Genomic DNA, 18,171 nt, shown 5'->3' on the forward strand with positions numbered 1-18,171 from the left:
TCGGTACCCTCGAGGCATGGGCACAGCATTGTTCATCGTCGACGTGCAGAACGATTTCACCGAAGGCGGAGCCCTCGGTGTCGAGGGCGGGGATGCCGTCGCCGAAGGCGTCTCGCGGCTGCTCGCCGAGCACGCCGACGACTACGACATCATCGTCGCCTCGCGCGACTGGCACGACGGCACGGGCGACAACGGCGGGCACTTCGCACTCTCCGGCGAACCCGACTTCGTCGGCACCTGGCCGGTGCACTGCGTCGCCGGCACAGAGGGTGCCGCCTACGATCCCGGCCTGGTCACGGCATCCATCACCCACCACGTCAAGAAGGGGCAGGGCAAGCCGGCGTACTCGCTGTTCGAGGGCGTCACCGACGACGGAGAGACCGTCGAGCAGCTGCTGGACGCGCACGGCATCATCGACGTCGACGTGACCGGTATAGCGACCGATTACTGCGTGCGTGCGTCTGCGCTCGACGCGATAGCGCATGGCCGCCACGTGCGCGTGCTGACAGACCTGGTGGCGGGCGTCGCGGCTGCCTCGAGCGAGGCCGCGCTCGCCGAGCTGGCGCACGCCGGAGCCGAGCTGGTCGCCGTGATGAGCTGAGTTTTGGACAGTGGCGCCGACGTAGACTCGCCTCATGGCAGCCAAACGGCAGTGGATAGACCTCTCGCCCGCGGCGCGTGCGGCCGTGGTGGTCGGCGGCGTTGCGCAGCTCGCACTTCTCGCCCTCGCGCACGCCGACCTCACGCGGCGCACCGACGCGCAGGTGCGCGGCCCGAAGCGCATGTGGCGGCTGATCACCCTGGTCAACTTCGTCGGCCCGATCACGTACTTCGCCGTGGGGCGGGAACCGGATGCCGCAGGGCGGCGCTGAGCTCGTCACCCACTGACACGCGCCGTGAGCTCAGTGGGCGTGGCCGCCCGTGGAGCGCACCCCGGTCATGCCCTGCGGGCCGTTGGTGCCGAACGAGAAGTCCACCACGCCATCGGGGCCGACGCTCGCCTCGAGGACGAAGTCTTCGAGGTCGTCGACGACGTCGGGGGCGAGGAAGATGTGCGCGCCCGACTGCTCGAGCACCACATCGCCTTCCTCCGGGCCGCCGGCCGGTTCGAGGGCGAAGTCGGTGCCGCGGTCGGAGCCGTCGTAGACGCGGATGCCGCCGGACTCGCGCCCGCCGTCGGTACGGTCGGCGATGGCCTTCACGATGATGCAGGCGTCGTCGGTGAGGGTGAACACACTCAGCACGATACCGGCGCCGCGTGACGCCGAGGGCGCCCGAGAGCCGGGAGAATGGAACGGGACCAAAACGGACTCGTGCGACGTTGTGTCCTGTGGATGCCGCAGCCCGCGGCATCCGGAACGGAGGAACAGTCATCATGACCAGCGGCATTCACGACACGGGGGACATTCGGCGCGAACCGGGCATGGAGACGGCTGTGCTCGCGGGCGGGTGCTTCTGGGGGATGGAAGACCTGATCCGTCGCCAGCCGGGCGTTCTCGACACGCGTGTCGGCTACACCGGCGGCGAGAACGACCACGCCACCTATCGGCATCACCCCGGCCATGCCGAAGCGGTCGAGATCGTCTTCGACCCGACGAAGACCACGTACCGCGACATCCTGGCGTTCTTCTTCCAGATCCACGACCCGTCGACCCTCGACCGGCAAGGCAATGACATCGGCACCAGCTACCGATCGGCGATCTTCCCGCTCACGCCGGAGCAGGAACAGACCGCACGCGAGACGATCGCCGATGTCGACGCCTCGGGGCTGTGGCCGGGCAAGGCCGTGACGACGATCGAGCCCGCGGGGCCGTTCTGGGAGGCCGAGCCCGAGCATCAGGACTACCTGATCACCTACCCGAACGGGTACACCTGCCACTTCCCGCGGGCGGGCTGGGTGCTGCCGCGGCGTGACACCACCGCGGTCTGATCAGCGCGGTCCCGGTCACCGGGCATGCCTTTCGGTCGGCATGACCGCGGTCCAGGCGACCCCGGTTAGCTCTTCGGAGACCGCCCAGAGGCGGGCCGCAAGGTCGCTGTTGTCCGCCTGCGCGGAACGGGGGATCGGCGCGGGCGCACCGCGCATGCGCGCCCACCGGCTCGGGCCGATGAAGCTGTCACCCGGCACATCGGCGAGGGCTGCGTGCAGCACCGGCAGGGCGCCGCGCTCCGGCGTCTGGGCGAGGGTGCGCACGAGCAGTCGGGTCGCAGCTCCTGCCTCCGAGTAGATGTCCGTCGCGATGAAGCCGGGGTGCGCGGCGAGCGCGCGAACCGACGAGCCTGCGGCCTCGAGTCGGCGCTGCAGCTCGCTCATGAACAGCAGGCCGGCGAGCTTTGTGCGGCTGTAGGCCCGTGCGGATGTGTATCCACCGTGCGCCCACGCGAGGTCGTTCCAGATGAAGCGGCCGCTGCGCTCTGCCTGTGACGACACCGTGACGACCCGCCCCGTGATGTGCGGGAGCAAGAGCACGGTCAGCGCGAAGTGACCCAGATGGCCGGTGCCGAACTGCAGCTCGAAGCCGTCCGCGGTGTGCTGAAGGGCAGGGGATGCCGCGTACGCGTTGTTGATGAGCAGGTCGATGTTGCGCGAGCCCCACTGCGAGACGAAGGAGTGAACAGCCGACAGGTCGGCGAGGTCGAGTCGGCGCACCTCGGTGCTGCCGGCGATGCGGCTCGCGGCATCCTCTCCCTTCGACACATCACGGACCGCGAGCACGACGTGGCAGCCGGCGGCGGCGAGCGCCCGCGCGGTGGCCAGACCGATCCCCGCAGACGCGCCGGTGATCACCGCCGTCCGTGCGGAGAGGTTGGGAAGGGTAAGACTCGGGAGTGAAGTAGGCATGGCCTACATAGTAGGCGACGCCAACAATGTTGGCAAGGGATACATTGGTGATAGAGTGGGTGCATGACGGGCGTGCCCTACCACCACGGCAATCTGCGCGCGGTGCTGCTCGTGGCCGCCGAGCAGACGCTGCGGGAGGGGGGGATCGATGAGATCTCTCTGCGCGATCTGGCGCGTCGCAGCGGAGTGAGCAAGAGCGCGCCGAACCGCCACTTCCGCGACAGGCAGGCGCTGCTGGCAGCCCTTGCCGTGCGCGGCTTCGAGCGGCTCGACGACGAGATCACACAGGCGGTCGCACGTGCCGGTGATGTTTGCGCCGCACGGGTGCGCGCAGCGGCGGCTGCTTTCGTCGCCTTCGCCGTGCGCGACGGGGCCCTGCTGGAGCTGATGTTCACGATGGCCAAAACCGAGGGCCGCAGCGATGTCGGCACGGCGGCGGAGCGGGTCTTCACTCGGCTCGGCGCACTCATCGAGGAGGGGCAGGCATCCGGCGAGCTGCGCGGGGGAGACACGACGCGCCTCAAGCTGCTGCTGGCCGCCACGCTGCAGGGGATCGCGACGCTCGTGGCGAGCGGTCGAGTGCCCGCAGAACTGACAGACGACCTCATCGATGACGCGGTGGCGTTGTTTCGCGGATGAACGTCTCGACGTCGGAGTGGGCCCGGAGGGGCTCGAACCCTCGACCCGCGGATTAAAAGTCCGATGCTCTGCCAACTGAGCTACAGGCCCGTGACATCAAGCCTACTTGTCGCAGGGGCATGCATGACACCATCACTCCGCCACGGGGATCGTCGCGGTCACGTGGAACGCGCCGTCGTCGCTCGCGCCCGACGTGACCGCGCCGCCCAGGCGCCGGATGTCGGCCCGCGTGCGGCTGAGGGTCATCGCGTGCTCCGCCTGCGCGGTCAGCCGCCCGGGCCCGTGCCCCACTTCGATCTCGACGGCGTGGGGCAGATAGCGGACGGCGGCCGTGGCATCCACCCCTCTCGTGCGGGTCAGCACGAGCGCCGCGCCTTCCTGTAAGGCGCGGAACGCGACCTCGTCGACGTGAACCGGCAGCCGGCGCTCGTCGCCCTCGATCGTCAGGGTGATGGGCATCCCGGCGGTCTGCAACCCGGCGACGAGTTCGCGCGCATTCGACAGCGATGGCTCGGGCGCGGTGGGCAGGGGAGCGCGCACGATCGAGATGCCGCCGATGCCCGTCCCCTTCGGGTTCTTCGCCTGACCGTCCGAACCGGTCTGCTCGCGCAGCCAGGCCGCGAAGTCTTTGCCGCGCACCTGTGCGGCGGTGCCGGCCAGCAGGCTGCCGTCACGCATCTGCCGACCCGAAGAACCGGGCAGCGAGAGCTCGACGACGCGGCCCTGCAACCCGGCGGCGCGGCCGTAGCGGCGGGCCATATCGGCCATCCGCTCGACGCGAGGACCGGCGATGTCGGCCACGCGCCCCGCCGGGGCTCCCTCGGCGAGCTCGACGAGTCGTTCGGCGACCTCGGACGCATCGATCGGCTGCGAGCGCATCGTCGGCACGAGCACGAACGGGCCGGTCTTCATACGCTCGAACATCTGCCGCGCGAACTCGTGAAACTGCGTCGCCCGTACGAGCGAGTAGGGAATGGCCCCGGCCTCGACCGCGCGCTCCTGCGCACGCTTGCCCTGGTAGTAGCCGTACCCCTTCTCGGCGCTGTCGATGCCGACGATCGACAGCACGACGTGGTGGCGTACGCCCGCGCGCTCCTCGGCAGCCAGCAGATTCTTCGTCACGGTCTCGAAGAAGCGGATGGATGCTGCAGCCGACATCGACGGAGTGCTGGTGACATCGATCACCACGTCGACGTCGCCGAGCACGGCATCCACCCCCTCGCCGGTGACGAGGTCCACACCCGTGGACCGTGAGATGACGATGGGCTCGTGTCCGTGGTTCAGGACGAGGTCGGCGACCAGGCGCCCGACCGTCCCCGTGCCTCCGGCGATGGCGATCCGCATGGTCCGAGCGTACTGCCGTCCGCTAGCCTCGGACCGTGGCATCCGCCCCCCAGAGTCCACAGACCCTCGCGCACCTGCGACGCGCCCGCGACCTCATGGATCGCGAGTACGCGCGCCCACTGGATGTGCCCACGATGGCGGCACGCGCGTTCATGTCACCCGCGCATTTCTCGCGCGAATTCAAGACCGCCTACGGCGAGACGCCGTACGCCTACCTGATGACGCGACGCATCGAACGGGCGATGGCGCTGCTCCGCAGCGGTTTCACCGTGACGGATGCCTGCACCGCCGTCGGGGCGACGTCGCTCGGTTCGTTCAGCTCGACGTTCACCGAGATCGTCGGCGAGGCCCCCAGCGCCTATCGGGCCCGGCCGCACGACGACACCGAAGCGCTGCCCGAATGCTTCGCGCGCGTGCTCACCCGGCCGACGCGGTACGCCTGATCGAGCAGGATTCGAGAAGCGACGGCGGATGCCGCCGCGTAGCGTTTCGGGCATGGCAGACATCAGATTCGGATACTTTCCGCTCACGGTCGACGACGTCGACGAAGCCCTGACCTTCTATCGCGACGCGCTCGGATTGACCGTGCTCAACGACGTCTCGGGCAACGGCTGGCGCTGGCTCAGCATGGGCCTTCCCGAGCAGCCCGGCGTCGTGCTCGTGCTTTCGGCGCCTGGCGCGGGACGCTCGCCCGACGACGCAGACGCGCTTGCGCGGCTCGTCGCCAAAGGTGCAGGACCCGGCCCCGTCGTCTTCGCGACGAGCGATCTCGACGCGACCTTCGAACGGGTGCGCGCAACCGGCGCCGAGGTGCTGCAGGAGCCCATGGACCAGCCGTGGGGCCCGCGGGACTGCGCGTTCCGCGACCCGGCCGGCAACCTCGTGCGGATCAACGGCACCGCGTGACGGCGTAGCCTTGACGGGTGCAGGATTCGGGCAGGGAGTTCCACAAGCCGGTGCGTCGCGCCAGTGAGGAGTTCGACAGGTTGTTCGGGGCGCACGACCCCGCCGAGGCGACCCGCATCGCGCACTCGACCGCGACCGCGCTGCTGTCGCGGGTGCGCGCCGACCCCGACACCGAGACCGTCGACCGGCTCGTCGACTTCACGCGCACGCACGGGATCGACGACATCGCCGAGCTCTGGTCGCGCGCGCCCGCGCGGAGTCTTCCGGGGTCGCTGTGGAACCTGTACCTGCTGCAGCTGATGATCCACCGCGACCCGGCCACAGCGGCACTGTTGTACGAGCGCGGACGAGTCGAGATCAGCTCGGCCGACCCCGTGATCGCGGGCGCGCCGGTGCCCTCCGGGCCGGACGAACTCGTCGCCACCGTCGACCGCATTCTGCGCGGCGTGTTCGACGGCGACTTCGCCGTGGCGCTCGACCGGGCCGCGGCGTTCAGCCGGGTGCAGGCATCGGGTGCGACGCACGTGGCCGACGACTCCGAGCCCGAGCGGGCGACGACGCTCACCCGACGCGCGTCGCGCCTGGCCACGATCGCGGCCGACCTTTCGGCCAGCGCCGCACTGTGGCGGATGGATGCGCTGAGCTGAGCCCGCGGCATCCACTTCTCTCCTCAGGCTCGAGACGCCGTTCGCGTGCGCGACGCCCACAGGCTTCGGAGAATCTCACCGAGCTCGGAACTTTTCGCGCAAAGCCTCCGAGCTTGGTGCGACTTTCCGAAGTCTGAGAGGGACGGGGCAGGGCGGGGCAGGGCACAGTAGTGCCGGGCCGCAGAACGCCGCGGTGCTGATGCCGCCTCGCGGGAGAGGCGTCCTGACACAGTAGTGCCGGGCCGCAGAACGCCTCTCGGCGCAAGGCCGCTCGAAGCGGCAGAAGATGGAGCCCGGGGTTACTGCGGCCCGGCCGATCCAGTGTAACCGACGTCACGGCCTGGCTATTCCCTCCCCAGCGACTTCTCGTGTTCATCTCGCAGGAGGCTTCTGCGACACGGCGCGCGACACGCCGTCGACACGCGCGGGACCGCGAAAACGTCCTGCGAGATGAACGCGCGGCTGGCCGTACGCTCGAACCATGGCCGCACACTTCGCCCTGCTCATCGACCCCGCAGCTCCCGACGACCTGCGCGACGACTTCGCGGCCACCTTCACCGCGCTCGACCCTTCGGCGCCCGCGCTGAGCGTCAGTGAACTGAGCACGCAGCGCGGCGACGGCATCTTCGAATCGATCGGCGTCGTCGACGGCCACCCGCAGGAGGTCGCCGCGCACCTCGAACGACTCGCGCACTCGGCAGCGCTCTGCGACCTGCCCGCGCCGCATCTTGGCCAGTGGCGGCAGGCTGTCGAGCGGGCGGCCGCAGCATGCGGCGCAGGGGAGTCGGTCATCAAGCTCATCCTCAGCCGCGGCGTCGAGCACGGGCCGGCACCCACCGCGTGGGCGACGGCCGCGCGGGCAGCCGACAACACCGGGGTGCGCGAGCGCGGCATCCGCGTCGTCCTGCTCGATCGCGGCATCGACAGCGGCGCGGCCGACCGGGCTCCCTGGCTGCTGCTGGGCGCCAAGACGCTGTCGTACGCGGTCAACATGGCGGCCATCCGCGAGGCGCACCGCCGCGGCGCTGACGACGCCGTCTTCGTCTCCAGCGACGGCATCCTGCTCGAGGCGCCCACCGCGTCGCTCATCCTCCAGCTCGGCGAACGGTTCGTGACCCCGGCCGTGGGCAGCGGCATCCTGCACGGCACGACGCAGATCAGCGTGTTCGAGCACGTCGCCGCGCAGGGGCACCCGACCGCCTACGAGATCGTTCCGGCCGAGAAGCTGAGAACAGTGGATGCCGCATGGCTCGTCTCCAGCGTCCGCCTGGCAGCTCCGATCACGGCCGTCGACGGCGTCGGCATCCCGACCGATCGCGAGCTGACGGCATCCCTCAATCGGTACCTTCTGAGCCCGCGCGACTGATCTCGCCCCGACGCGCCCCGCCCCGACGCGCCGTGCCCCGACGCGCCGTGCACACGGTAGGGCATCTTCGCGGACACGCCGTGATTCCCCGGCCGATGGCGGCGTGTTGCTGAGAATCCCCGACGCTGTGCACAGGGACGGGATGCTGCGGCTGCCGCGATCAGCCGAACCGGCCCGAGACGTAGTCCTCGGTGGCCTGCTCGCGGGGGGTCGTGAACATCGTCGCCGTCTCGCCGTACTCGATGAGCGTGCCCGGCTTGCCGGTGCCGGCGATGTTGAAGAACGCCGTCTTGTCCGACACCCGCGACGCCTGCTGCATGTTGTGCGTGACGATGACGATCGTGTACTCGGTCTTCAGCTTCGCGATGAGCTCTTCGATCGCGTAGGTCGAGATGGGGTCCAGGGCCGAGCAGGGCTCGTCCATCAGCAGCACCTGGGGCGAGACCGCGATGGCCCGCGCGATGCACAGGCGCTGCTGCTGGCCGCCCGACAGGCCGGCACCGGGCTTGCCCAAGCGGTCTTTGACCTCGTTCCACAGGTTCGCGCCGCGCAGCGAACGCTCGACGAGGTCGTCGGCGTCGCTGCGGGCGATGCGCCTGTTGTTGAGCTTGACGCCCGCCAGCACGTTGTCGCGGATCGACATCGTGGGGAAGGGGTTCGGCCGCTGGAAGACCATGCCGATCTGCCGGCGCACCGCGACCGGGTCGACGCCCGGGCCGTAGAGATCGTCGCCGTCCAGCAGCACCTCGCCGCCCACGCGTGCGCCGGGAATCACCTCGTGCATGCGGTTGAGCGTGCGCAGGAACGTGGACTTGCCGCATCCCGACGGCCCGATGAAGGCGGTCACGCTGCGCGGCTCGATGTGCATGCTCACGCCCCCGACGGCGAGGAACTCGCTGTACCAGACGTTCAGATCGGTGACGTCGATGCTCTTTGACACGGGTCTCCTTGGGGTTACAGGCCGCGCTTGGGCGCGAAGATCTTGGCGATGAGCCGGCCGGCGAGATTCAGCACCAGCATGATGACGATGAGGGTGAGGGCAGCCGTCCAGGCGCGGTCGATCGACGCCTGCGCGCTGACTCCGGCCGCCTGCGTGTACTGCGTGTACACGAACACCGGCAGGGTCATCATGCGGTCGTCGAACAGGTTGTAGTTCATGCTGAAGGTGAATCCGGTCACCAGCAGCAGTGGTGCGGTCTCGCCGATCACACGCGCGATGGCCAGCATCACACCGGTGACGATGCCCGCGAGCGAGGTCGGCAGCACGATCTTCAGGATCGTCAGCCACTTCGGCACGCCCAGCGCGTACGACGCCTCGCGCAGCTCGTTCGGCACGAGTCGCAGGATCTCTTCGCTCGATCGCACGACGACGGGGATCATGAGCACGGACAGGGCCACCGCGCCCATGAAGCCGTTGCGCACCGCAGGCCCTGCGATCAGCGCGAAGAGTGCGAACACGAACAGGCCGGCGACGATCGACGGGATGCCGGTCATCACGTCGACGAGGAAGGTGATGGCCTTGGCGAACGCCCCGCGGCCGTACTCGACGAGATAGATCGAGGTGAGCAAGCCGATCGGCACCGAGATGACCGCAGCGGCCAGCGTGATCAGCAGCGTGCCGATGATCGCGTGCAGCGCGCCGCCGCCTTCGCCCACGACATTGCGCATCGACTGGGTGAAGAAGGCCACGTCGAGCCGCGCGAGCCCGCCCAGAACCACCGTCCAGATGAGCGAGACCAGCGGCAGCAGCGCGATCACGAAAGCCGTCGACACGAGCGAGGTCACCAGGCGGTCCTTCGCGCGCCGGCCTCCCTCGACGATGCGCGAGATGACGTACAGCACGATGTCGAACAGCACGGTTCCGAAGAACACGGTGCCCACGAGGCTGAACGTCGTGGTGATCCCCGCGGCCCACAGCAGTCCGAAGAAAGCACCGGCGAACACCCAGCCGCCGAGCAGCACCATCCAGGTCGTGCCGCGGGGGAGGGTGCCACCGGTCAGAGACAGATGCGGGGCGTGGATGCCGGAGGCCTCGCTGACCGCGGTGGACTCGGGGACGATGGTGGTCATGCGTCGGCTCCTGAGAAGGCGGCGCGGCGGCTGATGATCCACCGGGCCAGGACGTTCACCAGCAGGGTCACCACGAACAGCACAAGACCGGAAGCGACCAGTGCATTCACCGAGACCCCCGTGGCTTCAGGGAACTGCAGCGCGATGTTCGCGGCGATGGTGTTGGGGTTCTGTGCCTGCAGCAGCGCGAAATTGACGATGAACGCGGGGGAGAGCACCATGGCCACGGCGAAGGTCTCGCCCAGCGCCCTGCCCAGCCCCAGCATGATCGCGGAGACGATGCCGCTGCGCGCGAACGGCAGCACCGACATCCGGATCATCTCCCACTTGGTCGCACCCAGCGCGAGCGCGGCCTCCTCGTGCAGGCGCGGTGCCTGCAGGAAGACCTCGCGGCAGATGGCGGTCATGATCGGGATGACCATGACCGCCAGCACGATCGCGGCCGTGAGGATCGTGCGCCCGGTGCCGGAGACGGGGCCCGCGAACAGCGGGATCCAGCCGAAGTTGTCGCCCAGCCACCGGTACAGCGGCTGCACGAGCGGCGCGAGCACGACGATGCCCCAGAGTCCGAACACGACCGACGGGACGGCGGCCAGCAGGTCGATGACGTAGCCGAGCGTCTGCGCCACGCGCCGTGGTGCATAGTGCGAGATGAACAGCGCGATGCCGATCGACAGCGGCGTGGCGAACACCAGGGCGAGGAAAGCGGCCCAGATGGTGCCGAACACCAGGGGGCCGACGTACTGCCAGAAGTTCGCCGCGTCGTTCGGCAGTTTGCCAGGGCCCGCCACCAGCGCCGGGATGCTCTGGATGACCAGGAAGATCGCGACGGCGGCGAGTGTCGCGAGGATCGCCGCGCCGGCGACCACGGTGGTCGTGGAGAACACCCGGTCGCCGACGCGGACGGTGGATTTCGTCGTCATTCGATTCCTACGTGAGGGCCTGAGCCGCTACTTGATGGTCTGCGCCGCGGCGATGACCTGGGCCGAAAGCTCAGCCGAGAGCGGGGCGGAGCCGGCCTGGGCAGCCGCCGCCTGCTGCGCCTCGGAGCTTGCGACGTACTGGATGTACGAGCTGACGAGCGAGGCGGTGTCGGCGTCCTGGTACTGCTGGCAGGCGATCAGGTATGACACCAGCACGAGCGGCCAGGCGCCGTCCTGCGTGTCGGTGCGGTCGATGTCGATCGCGAGGTCGCCGTCGGCGCGGCCCTCCACCAGCGGCGAGTCGGCGACCACCGCGGCGGCGCCGTCGGCGGAGATCTTCACGAACGTGTCGCCGACCTTCAGCTGCGCGATCGACAGGCCGGCAGCGCCCGACTCGTCGATGTAGGTGATCGAGTTCTTGGCGCTCTTGGTGGCCTCGGCGACGCCCGAGGTGCCCTTGGCCGCGTCGCCGACCTGGAACGGGAACGTCTGCGACGGCTCCTGTCCCCATGCGTCGGCGGCGTTGGCCGCGAGGTACTCGGTGAAGTTCTGGGTGGTGCCCGAGTCGTCCGAGCGGTGCACGACGGTGATCGACGCGTCCGGCAGGTCCGCCCCCTCGTTCAGTGCCGCGATCTGCGGGTCGTTCCAGGTCGTGATCTTGCCCGAGAAGATGCCGGCGATGGTCGCGGCATCCAGCTTCAGGTCATCCACGCCCTCGAGGTTGTACGCGATAGCGATCGGCGAGATGTAGACCGGCAGGTCGATCGCCTTCGTGCCGTCGGCGCACATCGCGAACGAGCCGGCGAGCTCGTCGTCGCTCAGTGCCGCGTCCGAGCCCGCGAAGTCGGCGGCGCCCGAGATGAAGCTCTTGCGGCCGGCGCCCGAACCCTGCGGGTCGTAATTGATGTTCAGGTCGGGATTGGCGGTCTGGATGCCGGCGATCCACGTCTGCTGGGCGGTGCCCTGCGCCGACGAGCCGATGCCGTTGATCGTGCCGGACAGGGCCGCGGCCGACGAGTCGCCGGAGGGGGTGTTGCCGTCGGCGGCCGCCTCGTTCGAGGCGCAGCCCGCCAGGATGAGGGCGGATGCCGCCACGAGGGCGCCGAGCGGGGCGATGCGGGTGAGCTTCACTGTGTGAACCCTTCACGTTGTTCGGGATGTCGGCCCCGCTCTGCGGGGCTCGGCTCGACCGTAGGCGGCGTCGGTGACCAGACTGCGCTGTACGGGTGAACGGAAGGTGAACGAGAAGCGTCTCAGCTCTTCGAGTCTGCGATCTTCGGCTCGTGGGTCTCGATGGCGACGATGCCCGAACCGGGGTTCGTCGCCGAAAGGTGCACAACGGAGAACGCGCCGACCGGGAGGGCTGCGGCGTCATCGAGGTATGAGCCGCGCAGCGTGCCGGTGGCCAGCGCCAGCTCGCGCAGGATGTCGGGCAGCACCGGCCCGTGGCTGCACAGGACGGCCGGCTTGCCGGCGCGCACCCGGGCGCCCACGGCGGCGCGCACGTCGGAGGTGCCGTCTTCCCAGGCGTCCTGGCTGATCTCGGGAACGCGGTGCACCCGGCGCCCGGTGGCGGCGGCGAATGGTGTGACGGTGTTCACACACCGCACCGCGTCGGATGAGTAGACCTTGCGCACGCCGAACGCCTGCAGGGGCGCCACTATGGCCTTGGCCTGCTTCGTGCCCCGACCGGTGAGCGGGCGCAGCGCGTCCTCTCCGCTCCAGTCCTCGCGCGGTGCGGCCTTGGCGTGCCGCTGCACCACGATGGGGAAGGTGTGGCGCACGCCGTCGTCGACGAGGGCCAGGAAGTTCTCCAGGATCTCGACGTCGACCGGGTAGCTCAGGCGGCCGAGCGCCTTCTTGGGCGAGATCCACTCGAGCGCGGCGATCTCCTTGTTCGGCACGAACCGCGACGCGCGGATCGCCTCGTCGGAGGCGAACGTCGACCAGTAGTGGACGATCTTGGTGCGACCGCTCGGCAGGGCGTAGCGCGAGACGCCGATCGGCGCCCCCAGGCACACGGCGATGCCGGTCTCTTCGAGGATCTCGCGCACCGCGGTGGCCGCCAGCATCTCGCCGGCGTCGACCTTGCCCTTGGGCAGTGTGACGTCGGCATACGCGGTGCGGTGGATGACGAGGATGCGCAGCTTGCCCTCGACGAGGCGCCACACGACGCCTCCGGCGGCGTAGACGGCCGTCTCGCTCATCGCACCGCCCGTGCCCGGCGCCGCCGCTGCACATTGGTCATCGTCTTGTCCTGGAGATCCACGAGCCTCTTCCCGTTCTCGCCGACACTGTGTCTGATCCAATCACCTTCGGGCTGCAGATGCCACGAACTCGTGCCGTCGCTCATCGCGAGGGTGAAGAGGTCTTCCAACGACTTGATCTGCGCGGGTGCGACCACCCGTACCAGCGCCTCGATACGCCGATCGAGGTTGCGGTGCATCATGTCGGCACTGCCGATGTACACCTGCGGGTCGCCGTCGTTCGCGAACGAGAAGATCCGCGAGTGCTCCAGATAACGGCCGAGGATGCTGCGCACGGTGATCGTCTCGCTCATACCCGGCACGCCCGGCTTGAGGCTGCAGATGCCACGCACCCAGATCTCCACCGGAACCCCGGCCTGGCTGGCGCGGTACAGGGCGTCGATGATCTGCTCGTCGACCATCGAGTTGACCTTGATGCGGATGCGTGCGGGCTTGCCGGCGAGCGCATTGTGGCGTTCCTTCTCGATGAGCCGCAGCAGCCCCTTGCGCAGGTAGCGCGGGGCCACCAGCAGCCGCTTGAACTTCTTCTCGATCGCGTAGCCGCTCAGCTCGTTGAACAGGCGGATGAGCTCGCGACCGACCTGCTCGTCGATCGTGAAGAGTCCGAAGTCCTCGTAGATGCGGCTGGTCTTCGGGTTGTAGTTGCCGGTGCCGATGTGCGCGTAGCTGCGCAGCTGGCCTTCCTCCTCGCGGATGACCAGGGCGAGCTTGGCGTGGGTCTTCAGTCCGACGAGCCCGTACACCACATGGACGCCGGCCTTTTCGAGTTTGCGGGCCCAGGTGATGTTCGCGGCCTCATCGAAACGGGCCTTCACCTCAACGAGCGCGAGCACCTGCTTGCCGGCCTCGGCCGCGTCGATGAGCGCCTGCACGATGGGGCTGTCGCCCGAGGTGCGATACAGCGTCTGCTTGATGGCGAGCACGTACGGATCTTTGGCCGCCTGCTCGAGGAAGGCCTGCACGCTGGTCGCGAACGGCTCGTACGGGTGGTGCACGAGCACGTCGCCCTTGCGGATCGCGGCGAACAGATCGGCGCGGCCGTTCTGCTCGGCCGGTTGGAACGCGGCCGCGGTGACCGGAACGTGCGCCGGGTAACGCAGCTCGGGCCGGTCGAGCCGGCCGAGGCTGAACAGCCCGCCGAGATCGAGCGGACCCGGCAGGCGATGCACCTGGTTCTCGGTGATGGCGAGCTCGTCGATGAGCAGGTCGAGGGTCAGCGCGTCGATGTCGTCGGTGACCTCGAGTCGGATCGGCGGACCGAACCGGCGGCGCAACAGCTCTGCCTCCAGAGCTTGGATGAGGTTCTCGGTCTCGTCCTCCTCGACTTCGACGTCTTCGTTGCGGGTGAGGCGGAAAGCGTGGTGGTCGAGCACCTCCATGCCGGGAAAGAGGTCGGCCAGGTTGTTAGCGATCAGATCTTCCAGGGGCAGGAAGCGGATGCGGTCGGTCTCGTCCTCCACGCGCACGAACCGGGGCAGCATCGGCGGCACCTTGAGCCGGGCGAAGTCCTGGCGCCCGGTGCGCGCGTTGCGGATGCGGATGGCCAGATTCAGGGACAGACCGGAGATGTAGGGGAAGGGGTGCGCGGGGTCGACCGCGAGTGGGGTGAGGACAGGGAACACGTTCTCCTGGAAGTACCGGTACAGCCGGTCGCGCTCGGCGTCGGTGAGGTCGTCCCAGCAGAGGAAGTCGATGCCCGCGTCGGCCAATGCCGGCTTGACGAGGTCGGTCCAGGCCGCGGCGTGTCGCAGCTGCAGCCGGTGGGCCTCCTCCGAGATGTCGGTGAGCACCTCCTGCGGGGCGCGTCCGACATTGGTCGGCACGGCGAGACCGGTCACGATGCGGCGACGCAGCCCCGCGACCCGGACCATGAAGAACTCGTCGAGGTTGCTGGCGAAGATCGCGAGGAAGTTCGCGCGCTCGAGCACGGGGAGGGAGGGATCTTCGGCCAGCTCGAGCACGCGCCGATTGAAAGCGAGCCAGCTCAGCTCGCGGTCGAGATAGCGGCCCTCCGGCAGCTCGGAGTCGTAGACCTCTTCCAGGTCGAAGTCGTCGTCCTCGCCGTCGTCCAGTCCCGTGTCCAGAGCCCCGTGTTCGATCATCTTCACATCATTGCAGGATGACGTGAGCGGAGTGTTAACGGGTTGCCGAGGGTTCGGCGGCGGCCTCGTCATCTTCGGTCACATTGAAGCGGTAGCCCACATTGCGCACCGTGCCGATGAGCTGCTCGAACTCGCCGAGCTTGGCCCGCAGGCGCCGCACGTGCACGTCGACCGTGCGCGTCCCGCCGAAGTAGTCGTAGCCCCAGACCTCGCTGAGCAGCTGCTCACGCGTGAAGACCCGAGAGGGGTGCATCGCGAGGAAATAGAGCAGCTGGAACTCCTTGTATGTGAGGTCCAGCGGCTTGCCGTGCAGCTTCGCCGAGTACGAGGCCTCGTCGATGGTCAGACCCGACGTCTGCACGCGCGCCGGCTCCGAGCTCTCCGCCTCAGATCGCCCGAGCGCCAGTCGCAGTCGCGCGTCGGTCTCGGCGGGGCCCGCGGTGCACAGGATCACGTCGGCGACCCCCCAGTCGGCGGCGACCGCGGCCATGCCGCCCTCGGTGACCACGAGGATCAACGGGGCCTCCAGGCCGGTCGTGTTCAGCACCCGGCACAGCGATTTGGCGGCGACCAGGTCGGTGCGGGCATCGAGCAGGATGACATCGGCCTGCGGAGCGCGCACCAGCTGCGCGGGCTCCGCCGGGATCGTCTGCACGTGGTGACTCAGCAGCTCGAGCGTGGGCAGCGCGGCATCCCGTACCGAACTGAGAAGCAGTATCTGTGCCACGCGACCTCCTGGGACCATGCCGGGCGACGGCGGCCGGTCGTTGTGTGGGGACATTTTAGGGCCGTGCGACAATGGGCGCATGTCGAGCGAATCCGAACACGCCGCTCGCGGGCGGATCGGCGGAGTGATCGTCGCCTGGGTGGGCTCTGTCGTCATCGGTCTGCTGATCGCTCTGCTGACCCCCGTCGGCCAGCGCGCGGCATGGCTGACGGTGGGGGTGGCGGGATGCCTCGTGCTCTCGTTCGCGGTGCAGCTGTGGTCAGGACGGGCCGAGGGGTTCATCTCGCGGGTCGCGCTCAGCATGCTCGGATCGTTCATCGTCCTGGGCCTGTTCGGTCTCAGCTTCGGCCTGGCCGCGCTGGCCTGACGGCGGGGCGGGATAGAGTAGAGACATGGACACGATGGCGCTGGAACTCTTCTTCGTCGGACTGCTGGGCCTCGCCTCGCTCGCGATCCTCTTCTGCTCGGTCGTGGTGATCAAGAACCTGTACCGCGGCCAGCGCTGAACGTGAGCGCGTCGTGATCGAGATCCCGACAGGCCTGCCTGCCGAACTCGTCCCCCTCGCGTGGTTGCGCGGGGTGTGGGAGGGAACCGGCGTCATCGATTACGAGGCCGACGGTCATCACTACTCCACGGAGTTCACGCACCGGGTCAGCTTCAGCACCGGCGAGGGCCCGTACCTGAGCTACTCCGCCGACGGCTGGACCGGCGACGGCGACGACCGTGCGCCGCTGCTGGCCGAGATCGGCTACTGGCGTCTCGGGCGCGCCCAGACTTCGGCAGACCCGGGCCCGGCCCTGCTGCCGGCCCGTGCCGCGGCCGCCCCGCTGACGGCCGACGACGTCGAGAAGCTCCGCGGCGACGACGACGCGTTCCCCCTCGAGGTGGCGCTCGTGCGCGCCGACGGCACCAGCGAGCTGCTGCTCGGCGAGGTGCGCGGGCCGCGCATCGACCTGGCGAGCGACGCTGTCGTGCGTCCGGCCACCGCGAAGCCGTACACCGCCGCATCCCGCATGTACGGGCTGGTCGAGGGCCACCTGCTGTGGGCGTGGGACATCGCAGCGCTCGGCGCTCCGATGGCCTCGCATGCGTCCGCGCGCCTGGCGAAGGTGGAGTGATGGACGCGTTCGGGGCTCTTCTGCACGCGGCCGACGGCGCGATCGTCGACGACGGTGTGCTCCTGCACACCGGCAATCCGCTCAGCGAGCAGCGCGCGCTGACGTCAGGGACGGCCGTGGCTCCGCTCGGCGACCGCGTCGTCTTGGGCGTGCCGGGGGAAGACCGCCTGAGCTGGATCGAGTCGTTCTCGACGCAGAAGGTCACCGCTTTGCTGCCGGGCGAGAGCGCCGAACTGCTCATCCTCGACCCCGCGGGCCACGTCGAGCATGCGGCATCCTTCGTCGACGACGGCACGACCTCGTGGCTCATCGTCGACCGTGCCGACGCGGATGGGCTGCTCGACTTCTTGAAGAAGATGCGCTTCCGCCTGCGCGTCGACCCGCGCGACGCGCGGGAGGAGTACGTCGTCGTCGGCGGCACGCCGCTGGCGGTGGCAGCCCTCGGCGCGGCGCTCGTGTGGCACGACCCGTGGCCCGGTGTCGCAGAGGGCGGCTGGGCGTACTCCGCCGTCGACCCGCACCCGGGCGCCGAGCGGGACTGGGCGGAGGCACTGATCGACGCGGACGGTATCGCGCGGCTGACGGCGGCTGTGGCATCCAGCTCTGTTCGCCTCGCCGGCTCGCTGGCGGCCGACGCCCTGCGGATCGCCGCGTGGCGACCGCGCATCACCGATGCCGACGAGCGGATGCTGCCGCACGAGGCCGATTGGCTGCGCAGCGCCGTGCACCTGAACAAGGGCTGCTACCGCGGGCAGGAGACCGTCGCGAAGGTGCACAATCTCGGGCATCCGCCCCGGCGGCTCGTGGCGTTGCAGCTCGACGGCGAGGCCGCCGCCCGGGGCGACGTCGTGCGCGCGGGCGAGAATGAGGTCGGCGCGGTCGTCGCGGCCGCGCAGCACTACGAGCAGGGGCCGATCGCCCTCGCGCTCGTGCGCCGCAACGCCCCCGTCGATGCGGACCTCATCGTCGACACCGCCGACGGGCCGGTCGCCGCCGCGCAAGAGGTCATCGTGCCGCCCGAGGCAGGGGCCACGGCGTCAGTGCCCCGCATCCCGCGGCTCGGCCGCCGGCGCTGACCGCCCTCACCGATTCGGTGAGAGTGCAGCTGGTGGACGAGGATGCGGGTGGTTCCCTATCTCTCGGCGACCAGTTGCACTCTCACGGTCGCACCGGGCGGGGTGTCAGGAACCGGCGCGGGCGGCAACCCTCCTGGTGACGA

21 protein-coding genes and 1 tRNA gene are annotated in these 18,171 nt (G+C 69.3%); 11 read left to right on the forward strand and 11 right to left on the reverse strand.

From position 1 onward, the window contains the following. Positions 1-16: 16 nt before the first annotated feature. Together PU630_RS04440 and PU630_RS04445 are read left to right on the forward strand one after the other, a co-directional pair. Positions 17-601 (forward strand): isochorismatase family protein, encoded by a 585-nt coding sequence (locus tag PU630_RS04440; RefSeq protein ID WP_275279151.1) that lies wholly within the window; start codon positions 17-19, stop codon positions 599-601. 34 nt (positions 602-635) lie between these two features. Next, positions 636-872 (forward strand): hypothetical protein, encoded by a 237-nt coding sequence (locus PU630_RS04445; RefSeq protein WP_275279153.1) that lies wholly within the window; start codon positions 636-638, stop codon positions 870-872. Between the two features lie 30 nt (positions 873-902). On the opposite strand, the gene PU630_RS04450 is transcribed toward PU630_RS04445, so the two are convergent. Beyond that, positions 903-1,235 (reverse strand): hypothetical protein, encoded by a 333-nt coding sequence (locus PU630_RS04450; RefSeq protein WP_275279154.1) that lies wholly within the window; start codon positions 1,233-1,235, stop codon positions 903-905. Between the two features lie 140 nt (positions 1,236-1,375). Between PU630_RS04450 and msrA the strand changes: the two genes are divergently transcribed. Next, a complete protein-coding gene (gene msrA, locus PU630_RS04455) occupies positions 1,376-1,930 on the forward strand; it encodes a peptide-methionine (S)-S-oxide reductase MsrA (protein WP_275279155.1) in 555 nt (184 codons plus the stop codon). A 15-nt stretch (positions 1,931-1,945) separates the two neighbouring features. Here the strand turns inward: msrA and PU630_RS04460 are convergent, their stop codons facing one another. Then, complete coding sequence (locus PU630_RS04460; protein ID WP_275279156.1) at positions 1,946-2,842, reverse strand: oxidoreductase; 897 nt, start codon at positions 2,840-2,842, stop codon at positions 1,946-1,948. Between the two features lie 63 nt (positions 2,843-2,905). Between PU630_RS04460 and PU630_RS04465 the strand changes: the two genes are divergently transcribed. Next, positions 2,906-3,481, forward strand: a complete 576-nt coding sequence (locus PU630_RS04465) for a TetR/AcrR family transcriptional regulator (protein WP_275279157.1) — start codon at positions 2,906-2,908, stop codon at positions 3,479-3,481. Positions 3,482-3,498: 17 nt separating this feature from the next. Here the strand turns inward: PU630_RS04465 and PU630_RS04470 are convergent. Continuing rightward, positions 3,499-3,571 (reverse strand) — tRNA-Lys (locus PU630_RS04470). Between the two features lie 42 nt (positions 3,572-3,613). Next, positions 3,614-4,825 (reverse strand): NAD(P)H-binding protein, encoded by a 1,212-nt coding sequence (locus PU630_RS04475; RefSeq protein WP_275279158.1) that lies wholly within the window; start codon positions 4,823-4,825, stop codon positions 3,614-3,616. A gap of 35 nt (positions 4,826-4,860) precedes the next feature. Between PU630_RS04475 and PU630_RS04480 the strand changes: the two genes are divergently transcribed. The 4 genes from PU630_RS04480 (at position 4,861) to PU630_RS04495 (ending at position 7,744) form a co-directional block, all read left to right on the forward strand. Beyond that, on the forward strand, positions 4,861-5,268 hold the full coding sequence (locus PU630_RS04480) for a helix-turn-helix transcriptional regulator (RefSeq protein WP_428981982.1): 408 nt from the start codon (positions 4,861-4,863) through the stop codon (positions 5,266-5,268). Positions 5,269-5,320: 52 nt separating this feature from the next. Then, positions 5,321-5,731, forward strand: coding sequence for a VOC family protein (locus tag PU630_RS04485; protein ID WP_275279159.1), 411 nt, complete (start codon positions 5,321-5,323; stop codon positions 5,729-5,731). Positions 5,732-5,748: 17 nt separating this feature from the next. After that, on the forward strand, positions 5,749-6,378 hold the full coding sequence (locus tag PU630_RS04490) for a DNA-directed RNA polymerase subunit beta (RefSeq protein ID WP_275279161.1): 630 nt from the start codon (positions 5,749-5,751) through the stop codon (positions 6,376-6,378). A 481-nt stretch (positions 6,379-6,859) separates the two neighbouring features. Further along, positions 6,860-7,744: an aminotransferase class IV gene (locus PU630_RS04495; RefSeq protein WP_275279163.1), complete on the forward strand. Its 885-nt coding sequence runs from the start codon at positions 6,860-6,862 to the stop codon at positions 7,742-7,744. Positions 7,745-7,904: 160 nt separating this feature from the next. Here the strand turns inward: PU630_RS04495 and pstB are convergent, their stop codons facing one another. From pstB to PU630_RS04530, 7 genes are all read right to left on the reverse strand, one after another. After that, the gene (pstB, locus tag PU630_RS04500; protein ID WP_275279164.1) at positions 7,905-8,684 is read right to left on the reverse strand and encodes a phosphate ABC transporter ATP-binding protein PstB; all 780 of its coding nucleotides are present in this window, start codon (positions 8,682-8,684) and stop codon (positions 7,905-7,907) included. Positions 8,685-8,698: 14 nt separating this feature from the next. After that, positions 8,699-9,709, reverse strand: coding sequence for a phosphate ABC transporter permease PstA (gene pstA, locus PU630_RS04505; protein WP_275280025.1), 1,011 nt, complete (start codon positions 9,707-9,709; stop codon positions 8,699-8,701). 101 nt (positions 9,710-9,810) lie between these two features. Next, positions 9,811-10,737: a phosphate ABC transporter permease subunit PstC gene (gene pstC, locus PU630_RS04510; protein ID WP_275279165.1), complete on the reverse strand. Its 927-nt coding sequence runs from the start codon at positions 10,735-10,737 to the stop codon at positions 9,811-9,813. Between the two features lie 27 nt (positions 10,738-10,764). After that, the gene (gene pstS, locus PU630_RS04515; RefSeq protein WP_275279166.1) at positions 10,765-11,868 is read right to left on the reverse strand and encodes a phosphate ABC transporter substrate-binding protein PstS; all 1,104 of its coding nucleotides are present in this window, start codon (positions 11,866-11,868) and stop codon (positions 10,765-10,767) included. 122 nt (positions 11,869-11,990) lie between these two features. After that, entirely contained in the window at positions 11,991-12,944 is a 954-nt protein-coding gene (locus PU630_RS04520) for an NUDIX hydrolase (RefSeq protein ID WP_275279167.1), read from the reverse strand. Beyond that, on the reverse strand, positions 12,941-15,106 hold the full coding sequence (locus PU630_RS04525; RefSeq protein WP_275279169.1) for an RNA degradosome polyphosphate kinase: 2,166 nt from the start codon (positions 15,104-15,106) through the stop codon (positions 12,941-12,943). Before PU630_RS04525 ends, PU630_RS04520 begins: the two co-directional genes overlap by 4 nt. A gap of 34 nt (positions 15,107-15,140) precedes the next feature. Then, entirely contained in the window at positions 15,141-15,833 is a 693-nt protein-coding gene (locus tag PU630_RS04530) for a response regulator transcription factor (protein ID WP_275279170.1), read from the reverse strand. Positions 15,834-15,912: 79 nt separating this feature from the next. Here PU630_RS04530 and PU630_RS04535 point away from each other — a divergent pair, with 79 nt between their 5' ends. From PU630_RS04535 to ygfZ, 3 genes are all read left to right on the forward strand, one after another. Next, positions 15,913-16,200, forward strand: a complete 288-nt coding sequence (locus PU630_RS04535) for a hypothetical protein (RefSeq protein ID WP_275279171.1) — start codon at positions 15,913-15,915, stop codon at positions 16,198-16,200. A gap of 152 nt (positions 16,201-16,352) precedes the next feature. Continuing rightward, positions 16,353-16,952: a heme-binding beta-barrel domain-containing protein gene (locus PU630_RS04540; protein ID WP_275279172.1), complete on the forward strand. Its 600-nt coding sequence runs from the start codon at positions 16,353-16,355 to the stop codon at positions 16,950-16,952. Further along, positions 16,952-18,028 (forward strand): CAF17-like 4Fe-4S cluster assembly/insertion protein YgfZ, encoded by a 1,077-nt coding sequence (gene ygfZ / locus PU630_RS04545; protein ID WP_275279173.1) that lies wholly within the window; start codon positions 16,952-16,954, stop codon positions 18,026-18,028. The genes PU630_RS04540 and ygfZ overlap by 1 nt, the downstream gene beginning before the upstream one ends. Positions 18,029-18,171 lie beyond the last annotated feature (143 nt).

This window comes from Microbacterium horticulturae, assembly GCF_029094505.1.
GTDB lineage: Bacteria > Actinomycetota > Actinomycetes > Actinomycetales > Microbacteriaceae > Microbacterium > Microbacterium horticulturae.

Excerpts from the sequence above, each read along its gene's own strand:
- PU630_RS04475 (WP_275279158.1), bottom strand. The coding sequence starts at position 4,825 with ATGCGGATCGCCATCGCCGGAGGCACGGGGACGGTCGGGCGCCTGGTC.
- PU630_RS04445 (WP_275279153.1), top strand. The coding sequence starts at position 636 with ATGGCAGCCAAACGGCAGTGGATAGACCTCTCGCCCGCGGCGCGTGCG.
- PU630_RS04495 (WP_275279163.1), top strand. The coding sequence starts at position 6,860 with ATGGCCGCACACTTCGCCCTGCTCATCGACCCCGCAGCTCCCGACGAC.
- PU630_RS04465 (WP_275279157.1), top strand. The coding sequence starts at position 2,906 with ATGACGGGCGTGCCCTACCACCACGGCAATCTGCGCGCGGTGCTGCTC.
- pstA (WP_275280025.1), bottom strand. The coding sequence starts at position 9,709 with ATGGTGCTGCTCGGCGGCTGGGTGTTCGCCGGTGCTTTCTTCGGACTG.
- msrA (WP_275279155.1), top strand. The coding sequence starts at position 1,376 with ATGACCAGCGGCATTCACGACACGGGGGACATTCGGCGCGAACCGGGC.
- PU630_RS04460 (WP_275279156.1), bottom strand. The coding sequence starts at position 2,842 with ATGCCTACTTCACTCCCGAGTCTTACCCTTCCCAACCTCTCCGCACGG.
- pstC (WP_275279165.1), bottom strand. The coding sequence starts at position 10,737 with ATGACGACGAAATCCACCGTCCGCGTCGGCGACCGGGTGTTCTCCACG.
- PU630_RS04440 (WP_275279151.1), top strand. The coding sequence starts at position 17 with ATGGGCACAGCATTGTTCATCGTCGACGTGCAGAACGATTTCACCGAA.
- PU630_RS04535 (WP_275279171.1), top strand. The coding sequence starts at position 15,913 with ATGTCGAGCGAATCCGAACACGCCGCTCGCGGGCGGATCGGCGGAGTG.
- PU630_RS04525 (WP_275279169.1), bottom strand. The coding sequence starts at position 15,106 with ATGATCGAACACGGGGCTCTGGACACGGGACTGGACGACGGCGAGGAC.
- PU630_RS04520 (WP_275279167.1), bottom strand. The coding sequence starts at position 12,944 with ATGAGCGAGACGGCCGTCTACGCCGCCGGAGGCGTCGTGTGGCGCCTC.
- ygfZ (WP_275279173.1), top strand. The coding sequence starts at position 16,952 with ATGGACGCGTTCGGGGCTCTTCTGCACGCGGCCGACGGCGCGATCGTC.
- PU630_RS04485 (WP_275279159.1), top strand. The coding sequence starts at position 5,321 with ATGGCAGACATCAGATTCGGATACTTTCCGCTCACGGTCGACGACGTC.